The sequence below is a fragment of the Desulfomarina profundi genome, assembly GCF_019703855.1.
Lineage (GTDB): Bacteria > Desulfobacterota > Desulfobulbia > Desulfobulbales > Desulfocapsaceae > Desulfomarina > Desulfomarina profundi.
Map to the genome: position 1 here is coordinate 3,231,238 of NZ_AP024086.1, position 21,946 is coordinate 3,253,183.

A 21,946-nucleotide genomic window follows, 5' to 3' on the forward strand; every position below is an offset into this window, starting at 1 on the left:
ACCTAACAATGCTCAAAATCAACCTGCTCCCCATCAGACAGCTGCAAAAAAGAGCTAAAGCGAAGAAACAGTTTTTCGGCATGCTTTTCCTTTTTCTCCTTGTTTTGGCATCACTGGCATTGGTGGGTTACTCGCAGGTCCAGAACATTAAAACCCTCACGGCAAAAGTAAACACTCTCAGCGCAGAAAAAGCCAAATATACTCCCATCCTTCAAAAAATAGCCAAACTCAAAAAAACACGGGAAGAACTTGAGCGGAAAACAAATGTAATCAAAAAACTGAAATCTGATTCATCACTTACCGTCAGGGTCCTGGATGAAGTAGCCAACAGTGTGGACAACAGTAGACTCTGGCTCGAATCACTGAATCAGCAAAATTCATCTCTCAACCTGAAAGGTGTAGCACTAGACAATCAGACTATCGCCCAGTTCATGGATAGCCTCAAGGCTTCTCCATTTGTTCAGGGAGTCTCTCTGACAAATTCCTCCCTGAAGACAATATCCGGAAGAAACCTGAAGTCTTTTGCCCTCAACTGCACCGTAGCACAGCCAAGCAAAAAAGACTCTGAAAAGGAAACAAAGCAAAAAACGAAATGATTCTAACACCCCACAAGGGGGTATAAGTGCCTTGGAAATGAACTTAACCATTTAATTTTAAAACACCTTCCCCTGATTTCTTGTTTTTTATGACAGAGACATTCAGGAGTAAGGCACTAAACTTTGCCAATATAATGAAATGAGCAACACATTCTTTACAACTTTTTTAGACGAAAAATTCATGTCACTGAAGCCAAAGGCCAAAGTGATAATCATGATTTTTCTTATCCTTCTGCCGATAGCACTGTTTTATTATTTTCTCTATCAACCCAATACAAAAAAAATAAAAAATCTTGAAAACCGGATAGCTACCCTGCAGACACAGATTCAGAATGTCAAAAGAAAAGCCGCAGACCTTGCAAAATTTGAAAAAGAACTGGAGGAAGCAGAAAGAACATTTGAGGCAACAGCAACGTTACTACCAGATGAAAAGGAAATCCCGCAACTTTTGAAAGATATTTCTTCACTCGGCCGGGCAGCCGGTCTTGATTTTCTTACATTCAGACCTCTTGCTGATATTCCGAAAGATTTTTATGCCGAAATACCGGTCACAATTGATGTCAGAGGCCCTTATCACAACATGGGCTTCTTTTTTGACCAGGTGAGTAAACTCAAAAGAATTGTTACAGTTTCAAATGTAAGGATGGGTTCCCCCAAAAAGGAAGGGGGTGAGATGCTACTCAAGTCAAGCTGCAGGCTGGTAACTTATCGTTTCACCAACAGACCGCTGGCAAAACCGAAAACAAAATAAACTCATGAATCGATTGTTCACTTTATTCAAAGCAGTTTTTTTCTCCACAAGGCTGATTTTCCTGCAAAGTCTGCTCCTGTGTCTTTTCCTGAATATACACTGGACTCTGGCTGGTCAGAGTAAAAAAACTGCACCTGTTCTAAAAGCAGAAAATGACACTCCATTCGAATATGCCCTGGAAGATCGTCCAGATCCATTCGTACCCTTCATTTCTGAAAAAGCAACGGCTCCTGCGGTTGATATGAATGAAATAGTAGAAAAAGCTGAAACACTTACCGGAATGCAGCTTTTTGAACCGGGTCAGCTCACCCTCGTTGCTCTTCTCCGAAAAGGAACAGAAGATATCGCCATGGTGCAGGATTTCACAGGAAAAGGATATGTCATTAAGGAAGGGATTAAAATAGGGAGAAGAGGTGTTGTCAAAGACATCACCTCCCAAAATGTAATTATAGAAGAAACTGCAGAAACACGGGCAGGAAAAAAAATCATCACTGAAGTAGTGATGACCTTAAAGAAAGAGGGAGAAGAGTAAAAAATGTATAAAGGGTTAGCCAGATCTTCTTCGGTTGTTTTCTTCGCATGTTGCGTATTGTCAATAATATTTTATAGTTCAGCTAAAGCTGCAGACAGTGTCACGTACCAGATTTCTGCCGTTCAGACTCAACTTTCCGACAATACGCTTACATACATTATTTCAGGTTCTTCACCTCCAGCCTATACGGTCTCGGAACGTTTTTCTCCATTCAGGGCTGTAGTTGATATCGCAGGAGGAGTGTTTGCAGCAAATGTTTCAAACAGTACCGCCCAGGTACCCGACAATAATTTTGTCTCCCTGAAAATACTGGACCTGAAAAAACAGGAACCACCTGTTCTTCGTTTTGAGTTTTCCCTGGCTGACAGCCATGATTACACTGTCACCAACGATGGAAACAGTCTTACCGTTTCAGTTTTTCCGGCAACCGGCAAACAGACTGTAAAAACGGAACCCCTGGCCAATTCTCTTACTGATTTTAAAATCACCTCCACACCCAACACAACAACGATAACTCTTGTCTCCAATGCTGCTATTCAGGATTATCGGGTAGATACAATAGGCGGAAGTGAAAACCGTCCACCAAGGATGTATATAGACATTGACAATGTTAACATCAACGAACTTGTTCGTGAGAAAACAATTGGTACTTCCGTCGAAAAAATTCGAGTCGCCCCGAGAGGTAAGGGGGCCAGAATAGTTTTTGATTCGGCTTCTCCTGCGATGTTCAAATACAGTGTTGCTCCTACTCAAGAAGGACTTGCTGTTGTTATTGATGAATCAACAACTGCAACTGCGGGTTCGCCGGTGCCTGAAAGCAAAAAAGCTTCTGCTGTATCGAACAGTGACTCTACACTTGATGCATTAATTGGATCTTCCGAAGAACTTCTCAAACAGGATCCTGATCAGCTTGTCAAGGAAGCCGCCCAAAAAAATTCTCCAAAACAACTGTCGGATGACTTCTCTTTTTCAGGATATAAAAAGCAGCGTATCAGTGTAGATTTCTACAAAATTGATATTCACAATGTTTTTCGTCTGTTCAGGCAAATAACCGATCTTAATATAATTGTCGACGAGGATGTCTCTGGTTCCCTGACTCTTGCTCTGTCCGATGTCCCCTGGGATTTTGCACTTGATATCATCCTCAACCTTATGGACCTTACCAAGGAAGAAAAATTCAACACTATTGTTATTTATCCGAAATCGAAAGAGTTTGTCTGGCCAACCAGGGCCGATGACAACCTGGCATTTACTGCTGATACAGACCTGATCCAACAGGAAGCTCTGGTCATTGAACAGGCTGAGCGTGTGTCTCCCAAAATTATCGAAGCAAAAAAACTTATTGGCCAAGCGCAGCAGTTTGAAAAAAACGAAGACTTTGAAACAGCTGCTCAGCTCTATACAAAGGCAATGGAATTATGGCCTGATAACGCTAAGCTGGCCAACAGGTTGACGACCCTTTATCTCGTCAACCTGGGTATGAATGCCAAAGCTGTCTATTACGCAAAAGAAAACCTTAAGCGTCATCCCAAGGATAACTATGCTGCTCTGTATGCTGCGATCGGCCTTGCAAATATGCAGAGAATTTCTGAAGCTGCCGACTATTTCGCTCAAAGTATCAGCTCGACACCGCCAATGAAGGAGGCTTTACTCAGTTATGCGGCATTCAGTGAAAATAACGGCCAGAATGACGCTGCCCTGAAACTCATTGACAAGTACCATACTACTTATGGAGAATCCATAGATACCATGATCTCAAAAGCACGAATTCTCGATAAACTCGGCTTGAAATCTGAAGCGGTCAAGGAATACAAAGCCATCCTTGCATCCGGCTACCAGATAAGACCCGACCTGAAAAAATATATTCAGGGTCGACTTATGATACAATAAGTTTCAGCACCATTAAAACAGCTGCTATTTTTGAACTATTTCGTCCCAAGAGGTTTTTATGAAGTCCATAACACAATTAATTTTTCCAGGTAGCCTCTTGCTACTCGCCATTCTGTTGTCATCGTGCATCCAGAGTTCTCAGCATAAAGACAATTCACTTTCCACGGCATCAACAGCCATGGAAGATCAGGCAAAGTCAGAGAAGACTGTGCAGGTGCAACCCAAATATCCCACAAGTCTTCCAGTGCAATACCAGACGGCATCTTATGTCGTTAATAAAGATGAATCTGAGGATATCGCCAAATCCGAGGAAAGTGTTCTCAAGGTAGGAGCACGAATTACTTCAACAAAAGGCCCGCAACCCCTCTGGGATATACTCAAGCGACTGGCAGCCCTTAAAAGAATGAATGTCTCCTGGCAAACTGATGTGGATCAAAATGCGCTGGTTGATGTTGACATTAATCCAAACGATGATTTTTTCGACGCGGTCAACAATCTTCTTGCCCAGATAGGTTATTTTGCCGAATTCAAAGATACTACAATTTTTGTCCGCAACAAAATCACCAAACAATATCGAATTGCCATGCCGTTCATTACCCAGAAATATTCTACCGAAACAGGTGGTGATATTATTGGGGCAGGTGGGGCAGAAAAAGGATTTAAAGCACTTATTAAACTGGAAGCCCAGGGCAGCCCTGTCGGTACAAGCGTCTTTTCTAAAGACAGTGATACAAAAACCGAATTTGATATCTGGAATAATATTGAATCCAACCTCAAAGTCATACTCAATATTCTCGAAACAAGCGAGGTTGCAATTTCAGACTACGAAAAACAATTCGGTGCTGAGCAGCAAGGTCGTGCACGGGTTTCTGAAAGAGATAAAAAAAGTGGCAGCGATGCGAGTGGTTCATATAAAGACAACTTAAAAACCCAGGGTACAAGTGCCAATAAAAGTCAAAAGATAAAGACAAGCCGGCAGACATCAAAAGACGGCTCCTACTTCCTGATTGACAAACCAGTTGGCATCATAACTGTAACAACAACCAAGGCGATGCATGAAAGAATCGCCAAATACATCAACAGCCTGAAAGACTCACTGTATAAACAGATCACTATTGAAGCGAAAATTATTGAGGTACAACTGACCAAGGAATCCAATATCGGTATAAACTGGTCAAAAGTATTGAAAAAATTCGGTTTATCCGGGACTGTAACATTTGGCGATAACGGCCAGGTATATCCCTTTGTTTTCAACAATGATGCAGTTCAGGGTCCTGTTACTTATACAAATGCTAATAAAACAGCTTATTTCAAGACAATAAATCCAGGTCAGTTTATTTCAAATATCTCTTTTGCTTCCAGAACGTTCGATGTGTTTCTTAATGCACTCAATGAACAGGGTGATGCTAAAGTTCTCTCAAATCCGAAAATCAGTGTAATGAATGGTCAGCCCGCTTTTATTACAGTGGGAAGAAATGTCACATATATTGACAATATTGAGTCAGACCTTGATTCTGATACCGGAATTGTAACTTATACAGTCAATACAGACCGTATTCTCTCCGGTATTGGAATGGCACTTACCGCAACAGTTCTCGATGGTAGTCACGTGGTCATGAATCTTGTTCCAGTGGTTTCCAACCTCCAGGAACCAATTGAATACCGTGATGTAGGCAACCTCGGTGGCACTGTCGGCCTTCCCATCGTCAATATCAGGGAAATGAGTACAACCGTTAAAGTAGCAGATGGAGAAATGCTTGTTATCGGTGGACTTATCAGTGATACCAAGGAAAACTCAGGGGAATTTGCACCGCTACTGGGCGATGTACCTCTTGTAAAATATCTTTTTGGATCTGAGACAAAAACTCATGTGAAACGTGAGCTCATCATCCTTCTGAAACCCAGAATTTTCTAGTTATACCTGGAATAATTTTTAACTTTTGCTTGGAGATCAACATGAACAGGCTGAAATATCTAATCATTGGTATTTTCGCATTGAGTCTGACCGGTTGTGGCCAGACTGTGATAGAAACTTTGAAAGTGACTGATGGACCAGGTTACAATGAGCCGGGTACTGGAAAAAGCATAGTAATTCTTCCTTTTGCGGACTATTCACAGGGAAATCTTGAGTCTGCCCACAGGAGGAACATGACCATCACCGAAACCCTGACGGATCAGCTTGTCAAAAATGGGTTTGGTCTCCCGGTCCAGGAGGATGTCTTTGAATACCTTGTCAATCAGGATATTATAGATCTATCAGCTTATGAAAAGGTAAAAAACAGCTCTCTTGTGGCTGAACTGTCCAATGAATGGTCTGATGCCATGAAACAGCAATTAAAGATCTATATCCAGGCAGAAGATGAGAAGCATTCATCAAAGGCTCTTTCAAGTGCCGGTACCCATGGGTTAACTACTAAAAAACTTGCCAAAATAGGTCGTCATTTTAAAGCTGACTATATCATGAGAGGCCGCATTCTTGAATATAAGACACGCCAGGAAGCAACATGGGCTCCTTGGAAAAAAGGGATTCTCCCTTTTATTAACGGTGGTGCAAGCAGAATCATGTTCGGCTTTGCCTCATCAGATGCCTATGATGAAGAAAATGAACAACTGATGGGTGCCCTGCTTGGAGGCCGATTTGGATATTCCTCCGTGAGCTGGCCCTGGGAAAAGGGTGAAAGTGTTTTCGGCAGGACGGGTCAGGATGCCAATACAGTCCTATGGGCTGGAGCCGGATATGGTCTTGGAAAAGTATCACATAGAAGTGGCCAGATCGACCAGGCAACTGTCCAGATGCGTATCTGGGTACAGGAAGCAACAACAGGAAATGTTGTCTGGACCAACAGAGTCAGGGTACAGGTTTCTCCGGAAACATTTATGGCAGACCACCAATATGACACTCTTTTCAATAAAGCTATTGAAAAAGGTGTTACAACTTTGGTCAACCATTTTGTGACTTACGGTCTTTAGTTCTTTTTCTTTTTATATCATTTAACTGGCCTCCTGTTGTTTCCTGCAACTGGAGGCTTTTTTTATTTCAATGAAAGAGGAGACATCTTCATGCAAAAAAGAAACTGGTTAATGTTTCTCTGCCTGGCTTCTGTTTTCTTTTTCTTTATATATTCAACACCTCATGCCAAAAGCAATATTCCAAGAATTACCGTACATTTCAAAAATGTTGATCTGTCAACATGTGTTACGACAATTCTCAGGCTTGCCGGTTCATCGGCTAAAATAATCATCGACAAGGACATAAAGAAAAAAATAACGAAGTCAGTTCAGAATAAAAGGTGGGATCAGGTTCTGAAGGATATTCTTGATGAAAATAATCTTCAATTAATAAAACAGGCAAACAGTACCTATCTGATAGTGAAAAACCGGAAAAAAACAATCGTCCTGACCGAGGAATCATTGAATCTTCCGGATCCTGAAAAAGATTGCCCTCCGGATGGCCTTATTACACTCGGTTATAAATACAGCACGGGAACAAATCCTTACGGATTGATCGGTAAATGCGTGAAAATAAAAAACGTCACTCCAATTCAATACATGGATGCAAGAAAAGCTCTGGTTACCTGGAGTTATCGCGGAGGAAGCGGAACAGTTCTGGTTGAAGACCGCTCAGAAAAAGGAACGGCTCTAAACAACACCAGATTCATGACAGGTATTATTATCGGCACCTATGACTACACATCAGTTCTGGGAGCAAAAATGATTATACCACATCTCGTTCTCAGGTAAGGCTTCCCTTTTCCTGTAACTGTCCAGCGGCTGGGGCTGAACAGTTACAGAAACAGGCTGATCAATTATCTGCGCCTTCCTTTTTCTGGGAGTTCTGAAAAAGTGCCATGAAATTTACCGGCTCCATGAGGAACGGCGCGAATCCTCCATCTGTCGAAACCTGGCTTACAATCTGTCGGGTAAAAGGAAAAAGCAGGGTTGGGCAATCAACCCCCAAAACCATTTGAATATGCTCTTCTGGAATATTTTTTAACAGAAAAACTCCGGCATGCTCAACCTCAAGAATGAACATTGTCTTATCATCTTCTTTTGAAGTTATTTTGGCCGTAATCTGGATGGCCACTTCCCAGTGATCATCATCCATTTTGGTATTTTTCAATTGCAGGTTCACCTCTACAGCCGGTTCCTGTTTCTGTGGGGTAATATATACTGCGGGCGCGTTGGGATTCTCAAACGACAGATCCTTAGTATACATCTTCTGCATACGAAAAATGGGTGTTGCAGCTTTCTCTTCTTTGTTTTCCACCATGGTTTTCCTCTGATTCAATTATTTTTTCTGAAAATCCCACCGCAAAAGGTAGGCATTCAAAACTCAACCTGATACAGCAAGCACATCTCCAATCTGACTGAGTTTCATGGGTACCCGGAAATAGTTTTGACCGCATATTCTCTGCCGGCTATTAGAACTCACTTATTATCATTGAGCAAGAAACAACTGTAGAATTGCAAAATCAGTCATCTTTATCCAAGAACCTCCCCAAGAAACTGCCCTGTATAAGAATTCTCCATCCCTGCAATTTCCTCGGGTGTGCCAGTTCCCACAATTTCACCGCCACCATCTCCACCATCCGGCCCAACATCAATGATCCAGTCTGCGGTTTTTACCACATCCAGGTTATGTTCTATAACTACAACTGTATTTCCCTGGTCAACCAACCGATTAAGAACATTCAATAAATGTTGAATATCCGCAGGATGCAGCCCTGTTGTCGGTTCATCAAGAATATAGAGAGTCCTGCCACTGCTCCGGGTCGACAGTTCCTTGGCCAGCTTGACCCGCTGGGCCTCACCCCCGAAAGGGTAACAGAGGACTGTCCAAGGGAAATATAGGACAAGCCCACATCAAAAAGTGTCTGCAACCTGTTCTTTATTGGAGGGATATTCTGAAAAAACTCCAACGCCTCCTCCACCGTCATGGCCAGCACTTCATGTATATTTTTGCTCCGATATTGGATCTCCAGGGTTTCAGCATTATACCGTTTCCCCTTACACCTTTCACAAACCACGTAAATATCAGGAAGAAAATGCATGGCGATTTTGTTCATTCCCTCACCATCACAAGCCTCACAGCGCCCACCCTTGATATTGAAAGAGAATCTCCCAGGTTTATATGCCCTGGCCCTGGATTCAGGAAGCCTGGAAAAGAGATCCCGGATAGGGGTAAACACCCCTGTATAGGTGGCGGGGTTGGAGCGGGGTGTTCTGCCAATGGGACTTTGATCAATATCAACAATTTTATCTATATGGTCAAGACCATACAGAACTGTTCCATCGAGAGAAAATGTCTTCTCCCTGGTCTTCAACCCGCTTTTGGCATACCGGAAAAGAGTCTCGATAACAAGTGAGCTTTTACCGGATCCGGAAACCCCCGTCACACAGGTCATTACCCCCAGAGGAAAACGCACTTCAACCTTTTTCAGATTATTGACTGTACAATTTTTCAGACGAAGAACCTTCCTGCTCCGCCTGCCGACCTTTCGTCGCTTTTCGGGTATTTTAATGCTCTTTCTTCCGGAAAGATACGCACCGGTTACCGACTTATCATTCTTCAGTAACTCCTCAACCGCACCGCTGAAAACAATTTCTCCCCCATGGACCCCGGCACCGGGTCCCATGTCCAGTACATGGTCAGCTGACAATATTGTATCTGTATCATGTTCAACGACGATAACACTGTTGCCGAGATCACGCAATTCCAGCAGTGTATTGATCAGTTTCTGATTATCCCTCTGATGCAGACCAATACTTGGCTCGTCAAGAATATACAACACTCCGGCCAGCCTTGAACCAATCTGTGAGGCAAGTCTTATCCGCTGGGCCTCGCCACCGGAAAGAGTCCCGGCACGTCTCTCCAGAGAGAGATACCCCAACCCAACATCTTCAAGAAACGATAGCCTGTCGACAATTTCCTTCATAATCGGCTCACCGATCTGTCGTTCTCTTGTGTTCATCGGTAGAAGCGGTATCTCCACCAGCAGCCTGTCTATAGATAATCGCGTCAACTCATCAATTGACCATTTTCCTATCCTGACAGCCAGTGCCTCCGGTTTGAGCCTTGCCCCCTTGCAATCAGGGCAGATCTGTTCATTCATATATTTTGACAGTTCTTCCCTGATCATTCCCGACTGAGTTTCATGAAAACGCCGGTCAAGCTGGGGGATAATGCCTTCAAAACGTTTCACCGTGGTCATAACCCGCCTTCCCTTCTGGTAGTGAAAGGATATTTCCTCCCCCTTTGAACCATAAAGAAAGACCTTCTGAACCTCCTCCGGCAATTTCCTGAAGGGAGTCTCCAGTGACACTTTATAATGACTCGCAACCCCGGAAAGCATCTGACCTGTATAGGTGTTTTCACTCCTCCAGCCCCATGGAGCCAAGGCACCACGGGCTATTGACTTGTCAGGATCCGGAACAACAAGGACAGGGTCGAAAAACTGTTTTACCCCAAGACCACTGCACTCAGCACAGGCCCCTTCGGGATTGTTAAACGAAAAAAGTCGAGTACTCATGGGGGGTACAGAGATGGAACAGTTATGGCAGGCAGCCAGTTCACTGAAGAGCCTTACGGAATTATCTTCAGGAAACAGTACCAAAAGCAGCCCTTCCGTTAATTTTACAGCTGTCTCCACTGAATCTGACAACCGCCTGCGCACGGAATCCTTAATAACCAGACGATCAACCACTACCTCAATAGTGTGTTTTTTATTTTTATCGAGACTGGTCAGATCATCAGCATGTAAAATATCACCATCAATACGAACCCGAACAAATCCCTCCCTGCGTATTCTGGCAAGCAGCTGTTCATGCCGCCCTTTTCTTGCACTGACCAATGGTGCCAGCAGAATCAGTTTTGTTCCTTCTTCAAGGCGCATCAGGGCATCAACCATATCTTCGACAGACTGAGCCTCGATGGGATCACCACAGACATGACAATGGGGGTGACCACATCGGGCAAAAAGAAGACGGAGGTGGTCATAAATTTCCGTTACGGTTCCCACCGTAGACCTGGGATTCTTGCTTGTTGTCTTCTGTTCAATGGAAACAGCGGGAGACAATCCTTCCAGGGCATCAACATCAGGTTTGTCCATCTGACCGAGAAACTGGCGGGCATAAGTGGACAGTGATTCCACATAGCGACGCTGGCCTTCAGCATACAGGGTGTCAAATGCCAGGGTGGATTTCCCTGACCCGGAAAGACCGGTAAATACCACCAGCTGATTACGAGGCAGATCAACATCAATATTTTTCAAATTATGCATCCGTGCACCACGGACACTTAAGAGCTTTGGTTCCATGAATTATCGCCTGAATAAACAGACACACTCCTGCCTGTCCGGAATTCACCAGTGACGTAAAAAGAAATCGATCAGATATTGAGAGAAGAATGGTCGACTTTGATGCAGCGATCCATTACTACAAAAAGACCTTTCTCGCGGGCAAGAGCTGCCGCCTCTTCATTGACTATCCCCTGCTGCATCCACACAGCTTCAGCGCCGATTTTTATTGCCTGTTCAACCACCGGCGGAATATCCTCGGACCTTCTGAAAATATCCACAAGATCAATATGATCGGGAATTGCTTCCAGATCAGGATAACATTTTCTTCCGAGAATTTCGGTCTGTCCGGGATTGACGGGATATATGGCGTATCCTTTATCAATAAGATAGCGGGCGACCATATTACTTGGCCTGTTTTCCTTGGGAGATAAGCCGACCACAGCAATGGAATGAACTTTTTTCAATACCCGTTCAATTTCCGACAGGTCTTGAAGAGATCCTAAATTCTGCATATCATAGTGCTCCAGAAAATATAAAATAAAAACGGTTCAACTGAGCGTGGAATTCAGCAGATACTTAATTCAAATATAATGAGGAGCCCATGGACAAAAGTCAAGATAGCAATTATATAGTAGAACCAATAATCAAAAAACAGAACTTGTCCATGAGAGAGAAACACTGTTGACCGATGCCTGCCAATCAATAAGGCATCTTGTACACAGTCAGAATCCTGAATCCGTGGCAGTTTTGTGGTTTTTTATTAAGTAGTGCCTTTCCAGAAATGAGATTTTTTTGTTCGAGTTCAAGGAGCATAGGGAAATAAAAAGCGCAGCATATTAGGCATATGTGAGCATTTTTCATTTTCCTGTGACGCAGAGATCTGGCAAAAAGGCCATTTATGGACAGACACTAAGTAATATGCAGAAAACAAAGTACAAAGGACCTGGCACCCTGCGGGGCGTTCGCTCACGGATTCAGAAGAATAATAAATGCACATATATCAGCGTGAGGAAATTCCATGAATTTTCAGGATATCATTTTTGAGCTCAGCACATACTGGGCGGAACAGGGATGTGTTATTCAACAACCATATGACATGGAAGTCGGAGCAGGTACCTTTCACCCTGCAACGCTTCTTCGAGCTCTTGGCCCGGAACCATGGAAATCAGCATATCCTCAACCATCACGTCGCCCCACCGACGGCAGATACGGGGAAAACCCCAATCGCCTTCAACATTACTACCAGTACCAGGTCGTTATCAAGCCATCACCCATTGATGTACAGGAGCTGTATCTGAAAAGCCTGGAACGATTTGGTCTGAACCTGCTGGATCACGATATTCGTTTTGTTGAGGACGACTGGGAGTCACCTACCCTGGGAGCATCAGGCCTGGGCTGGGAGGTCTGGCTGGACGGCATGGAAATTACCCAGTTCACTTATTTTCAACAGGCCGGATCCATCGAACTATTTCCAACCACCGTGGAGATCACCTATGGCCTGGAACGCATTGCCATGTACCTCCAGGGAGTTGAAAGCGTCTATGATATTGCCTGGAATGATGAAATAACCTACGGTCAAATTTTTCATCAGGCGGAAATCGAGTTCTCAACCTTTAACTTTGAAAAAGCTGATGTGGAAAAACTGTTGATGTTTTTTAATGCCTACGAGGAAGAAGCACTTAAACTCGTTGATAAAAAACTGCTTCTGCCGGCATATGATTACTGCCTGAAATGTTCACACACCTTTAATCTTCTTGATGCCCGAAAAGCAATAAGTGTCAATGAACGGACAAGATATATCGGCCGTATAAGAAATATAGCAAGAAAGGTTGCCGAAGCTTACGTGGTCCAGCGGGAAGAAATGGGACATCCGCTGATGCAGAAAACCTGAAAGGGAAGACACAATTGAGAATGGCGGAAGTGCATGGGAATCGAACCCACCTAAGAAGCTATTAACCCCTTACACCGGATTTGAAGTCCGGGAGGGCCACCAGTGCCCTATCCACTTCCGTCAAATGGACATATATCCATAAAAAGGTAACTACTATACTAATAAGTGTTGACCTTGAAAACAACTTTTTATTATACTACGTCGTTTTATTATCACAGTCCGGAAATGAGTTTTTCAACTTCCAGTTAATTTTAAAATTCCTCTTACTTCATTCAAATAAAAACATGCAGTGCGAAAGATTAATCAAAATGATTAAATTGTGGTACACCCATGTTCGTGACGAAACCATGGCACCAGCCCGAATGGTCTCATTCATGGAACAACATGTGGAATCATGCGATATCTGCCTTCAGGACCCCGATATCAAAGCTGAAATTGCCAAAATAACAGAACTTGTTCTTCCAGAATCCAAAATCCCGAAAGCAATCCGCCAGAAAAATGAAAAGGTGGAGGCACCTGTAGTGGTGGTCGAGGAAACAACTACCGAAGAGGAAGAAACCACTGAAACCGAAATTGACGAGGAAAATCTCAACCTGGCTGACGATCCGGATATATTGAGTGCACCGGACGTGTGAAAAAGAAGAAGTCGGCGCCGCTTTATTTTTGCCAGCCCCGGAGTTTTTCTGCTATAAAATTATTAATGGCAGCCTGCTCTTCATTGCCTTTTCCTTCAACCCGCAACGATTTACCAAAAGAAAAATACGCTGTTTTTTTCACGTCAAGTCTACCGAAATCTTTCACCATGCGCCCATTCTGCCATGCATCAGTTTTCAATGCCAGAGGGACAACGTTTACGCAGGCTTTTTTGGCAAGCTTCACGCCAATAGAACTCATCTGTTTTGCGTCAAAGTCCTGTGATCTTGTAGTCTGAGGGAAAACAATTACGGAGATTCCGTTTTTCAGCCTCTCAACCCCATCTGTCATTACAACCTTTAAATCACTTCGTGGATTCGTTCTGCTGACCGCAATTGGATTTCTGGAGCGCATGACATATTTAAACACCGGATAGTCCAGAAGGCTCTGCTTGACGACAAAAGTCACCTCCATCAGCGGTTGAATAATTCCAGGAAGCAGTAACGTTTCCATCATACTCATGTGGTTTCCTATGATAACAACAGGCTCATTCAACTCCAGCAGATTTTCAATACCACTGATCTCCACACGGATACCTGCATTTTCCAACCTGAGCAACACATCGAGACTGCTGTCGATCCACGAGCCGCTGTCATATTTCCCCTGTTTTGCCTTCCAGCCGGCACTGGCGACAATCAGGAGAAACCGGCTGTAAAAAGAAAGTGACGGCAACATTTTACCGAAAAAGGATAATTGTTTTGCCGGTGTCCTGTATATCCCGTTTTGATATTGAATTCCGCGCATACCTGCTTACCCGCCAACTTGAATTATTTCAGCTTTCCAATTGAAATCAGTTACCCAACGAGGGTAGCATGATCATCTTCAACAAAGCAAGTATTTCTTCCTTCTTCCCCCAGTCCACCAAAAAATAATACAAGCCACCAGATTGGCTTTATCTTTGACCACATTTTGACTGAAAGATACCTTTTGTTATACAATAACAGAGATGGAATAATACTATTCCCAGAAAACAGGTGAATCATGACGAAGAAAAAAATTCTCTTTATCGACGACGAACCCAATATCCTATCCGGATTAAAGCGAATGCTCCGCTCCATTCGGAAAGAATTCCATCTTGAATTTACCGAAAGTGGCAAAAAAGCTCTCGAAATCATGGAAAAGCATGATTTTGATGTAGTAGTATCAGATATGCGCATGCCCGGAATGGATGGTGCAACGCTGCTCGCGGAAATACAGAAACGGTATCCATATTCCATAAGAATTATGCTGTCCGGCCAGGCCAATGAAGAGTCAATAATGAGAACCGTGGGGGTTGTCCATCAGTTTCTCGCCAAACCGTGTGATCCGGAATACCTGAAAGCCGTCCTGCTGCGGGTCTGCGCCCTGCACGACCTTATGGCCCATCCCAGTCTCAAGGAAATGGTCTCACAGCTGGATACCCTCCCCAGCCTTCCGAAAGTCTATGCAAAACTTCGACAGGCAATTGCCAACCCGGATGTCCCGGTCTCTGAAATCGCTGCAATCATCGAAGAAGACATGGCCATGTCTGCAAAAGTACTGCAACTGGTCAACTCAGCTTTTTTCGGTCTTTTCCAGAAGGTGGAAAGCCCGGCCAGGGCGGTAAATCTTCTTGGTATTGATACGGTTAAAAACCTGGTTCTCGGAGTTGGCGCCTTTACCGAAATAAAAGCATCTTCAAAAGTATTCCCTGTAAAAGAACTCTGGTCCCACAGCCTGATAGTCGGCAATTGCGCAAAAAAAATTGCCATGACCCAGTCAGAAGATAATGATCTGATTGACAACAGTTTTATCGCGGGCCTGCTTCATGACATAGGAAAGCTTGTCATGCTGGCAAAGATGGACAAACTGTATGAAAAAACCACCCTGCTGGCCGGAGAGGAAGGTATCAGCCTCCGCTCTGCGGAAAAACGTATCTTTAACGCTGTACATGACGACTTTGGCGCCTACCTCATGGGGTTGTGGGGAATGCCCGGACCGGTCATTGAAGCCATAGGATTTCACCACAGGCTGGACAATTACCCTGACAATAAGTTCAGTCCGGCAATCGCTGTACACCTTGCCAATGCCTTTTATTATGAAAAATACCCGGATACAATTACCACAGCTCCACATGCAGTTAATATTCCCCACCTCGAGGCAATCGGACTGAGTGACAACATTGAACAATGGCGTGAATTATGCTCTGAAATACTGGAGCAGGAAGGCGAATTATAAAACAGAACTTAATCGAACTTTGTATATTTATCAGCGTTACCTTTTGCTTTTTCTATTGGATACCTGGTTCGGTTTTTCTCGATTTTTTCTCCAGCTGCCCGCAGGATGTCAACGTCCAGCGTATCGGCAAGACGGACAAGATAGATCAGAATATCAGCCAGTTCCTCTTTTACTTCACCGAGTTTCTCCTCTGACAGTGTTCTGCTCTGTTCTTCCGTGAGCCATTGAAAATGTTCCACCAGCTCGGCCACTTCAACAATAAGTGCCATGGACAGGTTTTTGGGTGAATGGAACTGATCCCAGTCACGATCTTCAGAGAAAGTTCGTAATTTTTGTTTCAGACTTGTTAAATTGTTCATAATCTACCGATTATATACAATACCTGAAGATTATGCATTGTAGTTCGAGGAAAGTAGCCTTTTTCCCAGTCATTGTTATTTTATTTCCTGATAACGGAAACACATCTCCAAACAGGCTGAATTTCGTACGTTATCAGATTTTTATGATCGTAGTACAATTGAGGAGGATCAAAATGCAATCCGTCCCTCTGGGCAGAGAGAAAAAACAGGTTACACCATCGGGTTGGGTGGAGAAGGTGTCCTGCGAACCTACGGCAAACTGAATGCGGCAAAACTGGTGATTGAAGAGGCGTTGCGACAGAACATCACCTACTTCGACTGTGCCAGAGTATACTCTGACAGTGAAATATATTATGGAGCCACCTGGGAAAACAATCCAGAACTTCGTCAAAACATATTCCAGACCTCCAAATCAGCCTCCCGTGACAGGAAAGGTGCCATGGCAGACTTATCCGCATCACTGCAACGACTCAAGACAGATTATCTGGATCTCTGGCAAATCCATGATGTACGGACAGAAGAAGACCTGGCGGCCATCTCCGGTCCCGGCGGTGCACTGGACGCCTTCATTGCAGCAAGGGAAAACGGGATAGTAAAAAACATTGGTGTCACAGGACATCACGATCCTCGAATACTCACAAAAGCAGTGGAACAGTGGCCGGTTGATACTGTTCTGCTGCCTGTGAACCCGGCAGAACAGGCAATCGGCGGATTCCTTACCCATACCCTGGAAACCGCCCGGGACAAAGGGGTGGCAACCATCGGAATGAAAGTACTTGGAGCAGGTCATTATATAAACCCCTCACTCGGTCTCACGGCTGATGTACTCATTCGCTACGCCCTCTCCTGCGGAGTTACGCTGGTAATAGTTGGCTGCTCATCCCCGAAAGAGGTTCGTGAGCTCTCAAAGGCATCTTTACCACCACATTTAACTGAAGCGGAAAAAGCACAGATTACAGAAATGTTTACTCCCCATGCACGGCACAATGCTTTTTACAGGAGAGTGAAATAGAGAATCAGTCGATACTGGCAAACATGCTTACTATCTGAAGTCATGCGAAAAACACTTATTTTGGACGAAACACCTGTTTTTCGGGGTACCCCAAAGCTGATGGAGCAATATTCAAACAAAAGATGACTGCTCGGGTGGAGAACATGGGATGACAAAAGTAAATAAAGATCGAAAAAATAAATCGTTCTCCGGAACCCTGACAAACTTGTGGGCTATGAAAGATTTGGAGGAATGCAAGCTTGTAAGCAATTAAACGAACTTTACCGGGCAACCCGGTTTATTCACCGCAGCTGACAACCTGTCTGTTTGATGTTGTTCTGGCACTCCGCCAAGTTTCCATAGACTCTTCTGCAATCCAGCACTCAGACTCTCGAAACTCTCAGAAAAACAGACCGTACCAGTTTCCCAGTTCGAATATGTCAGAACAAAATGGTAGATGAGATGATCAAAAGACTGACCACCAATGCTGATCTGTAATTTGGACATATCTGTAAAATCAGACTGACTCAACCGCCCTGGCACATGCACCTGGGGAAAATAAACTTCACGACCAGGGCCTTCTGTACCACGCCAGGTTTTTACTCGACATTGAAACGTGCGAAGCTGGCCATCTTCGAAAGAACCAGGATATATCCTTTGAAAATGGGCAAAAAGAGTTTTAGCCTCCAAGCCTTCATTGGTTTCCAAGAATGGCAAAACCTCCGGCCATATGCCTTCAAAAGGATCTTTACGAGTTCGCCACTCCCTCACTCGCTCCGCACTGATCTCGCTGGGTAACATACCATTATCTCAATACTTATGACCGGTCTTGTCATCCATGCCTGCTCTGGCAGCTGCCACTTCTAACGTCTTCCCTTGACTTAAGTATTTCTTCAATTTCCTCACCTGAATGTCTGTGACCATCTATATTCCTCCTTTGAGAAATATGAATAATCTGATCACAATTTTCCGGGAAATTTAATTGTCGTCAAAAGGAATTATAATTGTCGCTGGTCATTTAATTGTCGCTGGTCACGCAGTGACTCTTTTCAGCACTTATCTGAGCAATGATTTTCTTCAGTTCGACAGGGTCGTCAGGGAGAGTAGAAGTCTTTGAATTCATGGTAAAACTCCACCACAAAACAACTCAACTTGTTATATTAAATTCTATTAAATCAATAAATTACTACACTTTTTAGACAACGGAGCAATACTCAAGCTGGCGGTGTGCCTGGGTCAGATCAAGACCGTTTAATAACCAGGAAAGTGCTGTCTGGGTCACCTCCATGACCTCAGCTTCAGATTCCGGCCAACAGAAGGTATCGACTTCAAGTCTTTTCATCCAGACAGCGAATCCATTGTTCGACCAATACAACACTTTGACGATGTTTCGTTTTCTATTGCAAAATAGCAAAAAGACTGCCGGAGAACAGATCAAGCTCGAATTCCTCTTCAACAAGAAGTGACAGCCCGTTGATCGATTTGCGCATGTCTGTTGCCCCAATGAGCCGAAGCACGATTAATGATGGAACGTTTTTCGAGTTATTTGATGTTTGGTGCCGTAGTAGATATACAACCCCTCGGCTGCGCCTCTGGTTCGTAGGTTTTTTAAGGCATGGGGGAAGCTCGAGCTTAGAAAAAAAGGTGGGGAGCCCGAAGACTCCCCGGACGGTTTTTTCTAATCCGTCGCTCCCATCTGGCTATCCCTTGGCGGGTTGCTCCTCAGCAGAGCCCGCCTCCGTTTCGCCAGACCTTTGTACCTGCCAAAAGCAGGAGTGACTTTTGTTAATTTAACGTGATCTTTTTTTTTGTGGTGTGGGGGAATACATTTCCAGAAAGAGTTGTTCATCAAGCTGAGTAAGCTCACGTTGCGCTGCGGTGGTAAGCAGTTCTGCTGCCATGACATTGAGTAGTCTCAAATTGCCGGCACTATGTTCCACAAGTGCCGACATAAGTGGTTTTGTCATTAACTGAGGTGCTCCGGCTTGTTTCAGACAATACTCCAGATAATTTCTCAGTTCTTTTTTGTCATATGGTGAAAGTATTCTTCTAAACCTGATACGACTTCCCAGAGCAAGAAGATTATTGCTCCGAAAACGTTCAGGAAGAGTGAGATCCCCGCAAAGAATAACAGTCAGTAAACATTCTGAATCAAACTGAGCACTCCCCATCAACCGCAATTCATTGAGGTTACAGGTCACCATTTCCTGAGCCTCGTCAATCAGGAGTATTGGTCTGAACAAAGTTGATGTAATATGCTGTCGCCACCTTTCCCGGAGAGCTTTAAATCCACCGTATCTGTTGGATGGGGTAAGATTGACACCAAAGAGATCCCCCATCTCACGGTAAAAGTCTGCAATACTTGATTGAGGTCTTTCCATAACACCAACCACGACGTTTTCCAACCGTTCAAGTTTATGGGAAAGATATTGAAGATTTTTTGATTTACCAAGCCCGGGTTCTCCGGCCATGAGTGCGAATCCGCCATCCATGACCAGATTTTCAATTTGAAAGAGGAAGGTATCTATTCCCGGTGCCGGCCATAAAGAGTGTACTGGAATGTTGGGAAGAAACGGATTCCATTTCAGACCGAACAGTGCAAGAAGACGCTTATTATTCATGGTCTGCCTCCATTGGAATAAAGGCAGGAGGGAGTCCGGTGGCTGCATAATCAGCCAGTAATTTACGCAATAGCGGTGGATAGGGGTCTGTGTCGATATCAGCTTCAGGCAAGGCCACAAGAGGAGCCAGTGTTCTTCGCAATCCGTCACTGTTTTTGATCTTGTCCTGAGGGTAAATTTTCGCAAGCAAAGTTGAATCTCTCTCGTCTACCAGCCAGGCGTGGCAAAGATTCCAGCTTTGATATCGTACATATAGTCGGTCAAAGTGGCGGAACCTGGATGGAACTTCAAATCGAACACCTTTGATCTGTAAAGTAGAGTCACTTTTTCGCTGGGCACGATTTTCCTGAACAGTAAAAGAAAAAACCATCTTTTCACGCTCAGGAGCAGGGCGTGCACCATCTGGTCCCGCCAGCATTTTCTCCACAGGGGAACAGTTGATCTCCTGGTGGCGTTTTCGGTTATACTCCATCTCCGACCAGGCCTGTGTGGCATAATTCAACGTCTCAAGCGTCAAGGGTTCTACCCGTGACAGCATGGACATCAGCCGTCCTTCCAACTGTCCCCAGAAGGATTCCTGTTTGCCATTTTGATAAGGACTATACGGCAATGTCCGGTCGTGTTTTATGCTCAAGCCCAGTAGGCCATTTGTTGTTTCGCGGGCGATCATTGCCGCACCATTATCCGTCATTAAACTGCGGGGTAATCCCCGTTTCATAAAGGCCTGCAACATACCATGATGCAACACTTCCGCTGTTTCCTGATAATACCACTGGATATGGCAACATAATCGGGAACAGTCATCAAGTATGCAGAGTGCTATCGGAGTATGCCATTCTCCGTTACTATCAGCTACCCGTAGTTTGCCCTTATGGAAATCCAGATGCCAAAGTCCGTGGACATGGGACGCCTCGTAACTTCTTACTTCCATCTGTTCAAGATGTTCTTCTGCCTTGTATTGTCCTTTGGTTTTGTTACGGGGTGACCGCTTCTTGTACCACCCTCTTTCTTTCATGCGTCGGCGAACACTGGCATAAGATGGAGGTTTACCCAGCTCTGGCTTTTCTTCAATTAATGCCAGAAGATTGTCGGTATGGAGCCGATAACTCCAATGGGGAAAGCTGCAATACTGTTTCCCGAGTTCGATCAGCATCTGCGCAGAAAGAGCTGTTTTCTTCCCGAGATCTGAACGGGGTTTTCGTTCCATATCTCCCACAGGATCGTTACCGTTCAACGCTTTGTAGTACCAACGCTCAATGGTGGAAGCACCAAAGGTAACAAACCCATCTTTGCATGGGTGCTGATACCGTCGGCTCGCAAGTATTTTAAGTTTTCTGCCAAGTTCTCCCGGCTCGGGAGGACTGGCAAGCAGTCCTCCTATGATGGAAAAACGGAGTTGTGCCCAGGAATGCAGGCGGGACTCGCTATTCTTGTTCATGATATGGCTCCTGTCTGGTTTATGAGCATAGTCTGCTCGTTTTTGGACAAAAACCAATTTACAGGGAGAGGACAAAAGAAGAAGTCCCCAACTTTTGCGGGGAGTTACTGCTCCATCACTGTTCCTGTCGCCAGCAGTACGAGACAATTGAGAATTGCGTTTGAGGAGGATTTTTTGGTTTCGAGATAATGACCCACCAAAGATCCAGGCAAAGTGTGATTTGTAACAGCAGGATGAATAGAACCACGTATTGTTTGCCAGAGTTGACTTTTAGGGAAAATCTCACGAAAATACGTCAACCACTTGCTGATTGTTTTCCTGTCTGCTCCAAGCATTTTTGACACCATGTTTTTACTGTATTCCTGTGGTTTGCTTTGGTTTAGTGTGGTTACAATCAATATAACTACTCTGAAATACACCCGCCGATCCATGAATAGAGTCGATTTCGGTAAGGTTCTACGACGACAATTCTCTTTACTGCAACAGAGACTGAACCGTACAGAGTACTCTTCAGGAAGATCAGGCCCACCGCGTGGCTGACGTTGGTAATTGGAATAATGCTGAGGGCTACCACAATAGGGACAACCGGCTTTATGCTGCTGATCAGCCAAATCTATGTCTATATGGTGAAGAAGCTTAAAAAGGTTGGTGCTTTGAAGTAATTCTGGTATCATTTTCCTGCCTTAGTGT

Annotated in this window: 18 protein-coding genes, 1 tRNA gene and 3 pseudogenes; 11 read left to right on the forward strand and 11 right to left on the reverse strand. The window is 44.2% G+C overall.

Features of this window, described 5'->3' with window-relative positions; genetic code table 11:
• Positions 1-8 precede the first annotated feature (8 nt).
• The 7 genes from LO777_RS14890 (at position 9) to LO777_RS14920 (ending at position 7,510) form a co-directional block, all read left to right on the forward strand.
• On the forward strand, positions 9-596 hold the full coding sequence (locus tag LO777_RS14890; RefSeq protein ID WP_228854658.1) for a PilN domain-containing protein: 588 nt from the start codon (positions 9-11) through the stop codon (positions 594-596).
• 181 nt (positions 597-777) lie between these two features.
• A complete protein-coding gene (locus LO777_RS14895) occupies positions 778-1,347 on the forward strand; it encodes a type IV pilus inner membrane component PilO (protein WP_228854659.1) in 570 nt (189 codons plus the stop codon).
• A 4-nt stretch (positions 1,348-1,351) separates the two neighbouring features.
• Positions 1,352-1,879, forward strand: a complete 528-nt coding sequence (locus tag LO777_RS14900; protein ID WP_228854660.1) for a pilus assembly protein PilP — start codon at positions 1,352-1,354, stop codon at positions 1,877-1,879.
• A 3-nt stretch (positions 1,880-1,882) separates the two neighbouring features.
• Positions 1,883-3,769: a secretin and TonB N-terminal domain-containing protein gene (locus LO777_RS14905; RefSeq protein WP_228854661.1), complete on the forward strand. Its 1,887-nt coding sequence runs from the start codon at positions 1,883-1,885 to the stop codon at positions 3,767-3,769.
• Between the two features lie 58 nt (positions 3,770-3,827).
• Positions 3,828-5,684 carry a pilus (MSHA type) biogenesis protein MshL gene (mshL, locus tag LO777_RS14910; protein ID WP_228854662.1) on the forward strand — a complete coding sequence of 619 codons (1,857 nt, stop codon included), beginning with the start codon at positions 3,828-3,830 and terminating at the stop codon, positions 5,682-5,684.
• Between the two features lie 41 nt (positions 5,685-5,725).
• Complete coding sequence (locus LO777_RS14915; RefSeq protein WP_228854663.1) at positions 5,726-6,739, forward strand: hypothetical protein; 1,014 nt, start codon at positions 5,726-5,728, stop codon at positions 6,737-6,739.
• Between the two features lie 90 nt (positions 6,740-6,829).
• Positions 6,830-7,510 (forward strand): hypothetical protein, encoded by a 681-nt coding sequence (locus LO777_RS14920; protein WP_228854664.1) that lies wholly within the window; start codon positions 6,830-6,832, stop codon positions 7,508-7,510.
• A 61-nt stretch (positions 7,511-7,571) separates the two neighbouring features.
• Here LO777_RS14920 and secB read toward each other — a convergent pair whose 3' ends face one another.
• The 3 genes and pseudogenes from secB to LO777_RS14935 form a co-directional block, all read right to left on the reverse strand.
• On the reverse strand, positions 7,572-8,039 hold the full coding sequence (gene secB, locus LO777_RS14925) for a protein-export chaperone SecB (protein ID WP_228854665.1): 468 nt from the start codon (positions 8,037-8,039) through the stop codon (positions 7,572-7,574).
• A 212-nt stretch (positions 8,040-8,251) separates the two neighbouring features.
• Positions 8,252-11,085, reverse strand: a pseudogene (gene uvrA, locus LO777_RS14930) (excinuclease ABC subunit UvrA).
• Between the two features lie 71 nt (positions 11,086-11,156).
• Positions 11,157-11,579, reverse strand: coding sequence for a CoA-binding protein (locus LO777_RS14935; RefSeq protein ID WP_228854666.1), 423 nt, complete (start codon positions 11,577-11,579; stop codon positions 11,157-11,159).
• A 506-nt stretch (positions 11,580-12,085) separates the two neighbouring features.
• Between LO777_RS14935 and glyQ the strand changes: the two genes are divergently transcribed.
• A complete protein-coding gene (gene glyQ / locus LO777_RS14940) occupies positions 12,086-12,958 on the forward strand; it encodes a glycine--tRNA ligase subunit alpha (RefSeq protein ID WP_228854667.1) in 873 nt (290 codons plus the stop codon).
• A gap of 21 nt (positions 12,959-12,979) precedes the next feature.
• Here the strand turns inward: glyQ and LO777_RS14945 are convergent.
• Positions 12,980-13,077: transfer RNA gene (locus tag LO777_RS14945), tRNA-Sec, on the reverse strand.
• 189 nt (positions 13,078-13,266) lie between these two features.
• Here LO777_RS14945 and LO777_RS14950 point away from each other — a divergent pair.
• Positions 13,267-13,593, forward strand: a complete 327-nt coding sequence (locus LO777_RS14950) for a hypothetical protein (protein WP_228854668.1) — start codon at positions 13,267-13,269, stop codon at positions 13,591-13,593.
• Positions 13,594-13,615: 22 nt separating this feature from the next.
• On the opposite strand, the gene LO777_RS14955 is transcribed toward LO777_RS14950, so the two are convergent.
• A complete protein-coding gene (locus tag LO777_RS14955; protein WP_228854669.1) occupies positions 13,616-14,395 on the reverse strand; it encodes a lysophospholipid acyltransferase family protein in 780 nt (259 codons plus the stop codon).
• 237 nt (positions 14,396-14,632) lie between these two features.
• Here LO777_RS14955 and LO777_RS14960 point away from each other — a divergent pair, with 237 nt between their 5' ends.
• The gene (locus LO777_RS14960; RefSeq protein WP_228854670.1) at positions 14,633-15,847 is read left to right on the forward strand and encodes a response regulator; all 1,215 of its coding nucleotides are present in this window, start codon (positions 14,633-14,635) and stop codon (positions 15,845-15,847) included.
• An 8-nt stretch (positions 15,848-15,855) separates the two neighbouring features.
• On the opposite strand, the gene LO777_RS14965 is transcribed toward LO777_RS14960, so the two are convergent.
• Complete coding sequence (locus LO777_RS14965) at positions 15,856-16,206, reverse strand: nucleotide pyrophosphohydrolase (protein ID WP_228854671.1); 351 nt, start codon at positions 16,204-16,206, stop codon at positions 15,856-15,858.
• Positions 16,207-16,429: 223 nt separating this feature from the next.
• On the opposite strand from LO777_RS14965, the gene LO777_RS14970 reads away from it, so the two are divergent.
• Positions 16,430-17,218, forward strand: coding sequence for an aldo/keto reductase (locus LO777_RS14970; RefSeq protein ID WP_228854672.1), 789 nt, complete (start codon positions 16,430-16,432; stop codon positions 17,216-17,218).
• A 255-nt stretch (positions 17,219-17,473) separates the two neighbouring features.
• On the opposite strand, the pseudogene LO777_RS14975 reads toward LO777_RS14970, so the two are convergent.
• From LO777_RS14975 to LO777_RS15000, 5 genes and pseudogenes are all read right to left on the reverse strand, one after another.
• A pseudogene (locus tag LO777_RS14975) lies at positions 17,474-18,121 on the reverse strand (IS21 family transposase); the annotation flags it as partial.
• A 271-nt stretch (positions 18,122-18,392) separates the two neighbouring features.
• Positions 18,393-18,687: pseudogene (tnpB, locus tag LO777_RS21180) on the reverse strand (IS66 family insertion sequence element accessory protein TnpB).
• Positions 18,688-18,987: 300 nt separating this feature from the next.
• The gene (locus LO777_RS14990) at positions 18,988-19,818 is read right to left on the reverse strand and encodes an ExeA family protein (protein WP_228853787.1); all 831 of its coding nucleotides are present in this window, start codon (positions 19,816-19,818) and stop codon (positions 18,988-18,990) included.
• The gene (locus LO777_RS14995; RefSeq protein ID WP_228853939.1) at positions 19,811-21,256 is read right to left on the reverse strand and encodes a DDE-type integrase/transposase/recombinase; all 1,446 of its coding nucleotides are present in this window, start codon (positions 21,254-21,256) and stop codon (positions 19,811-19,813) included. Before LO777_RS14995 ends, LO777_RS14990 begins: the two co-directional genes overlap by 8 nt.
• Before the next feature lie 104 nt (positions 21,257-21,360).
• Entirely contained in the window at positions 21,361-21,930 is a 570-nt protein-coding gene (locus LO777_RS15000; protein WP_228853789.1) for a hypothetical protein, read from the reverse strand.
• Positions 21,931-21,946: the final 16 nt, after the last annotated feature.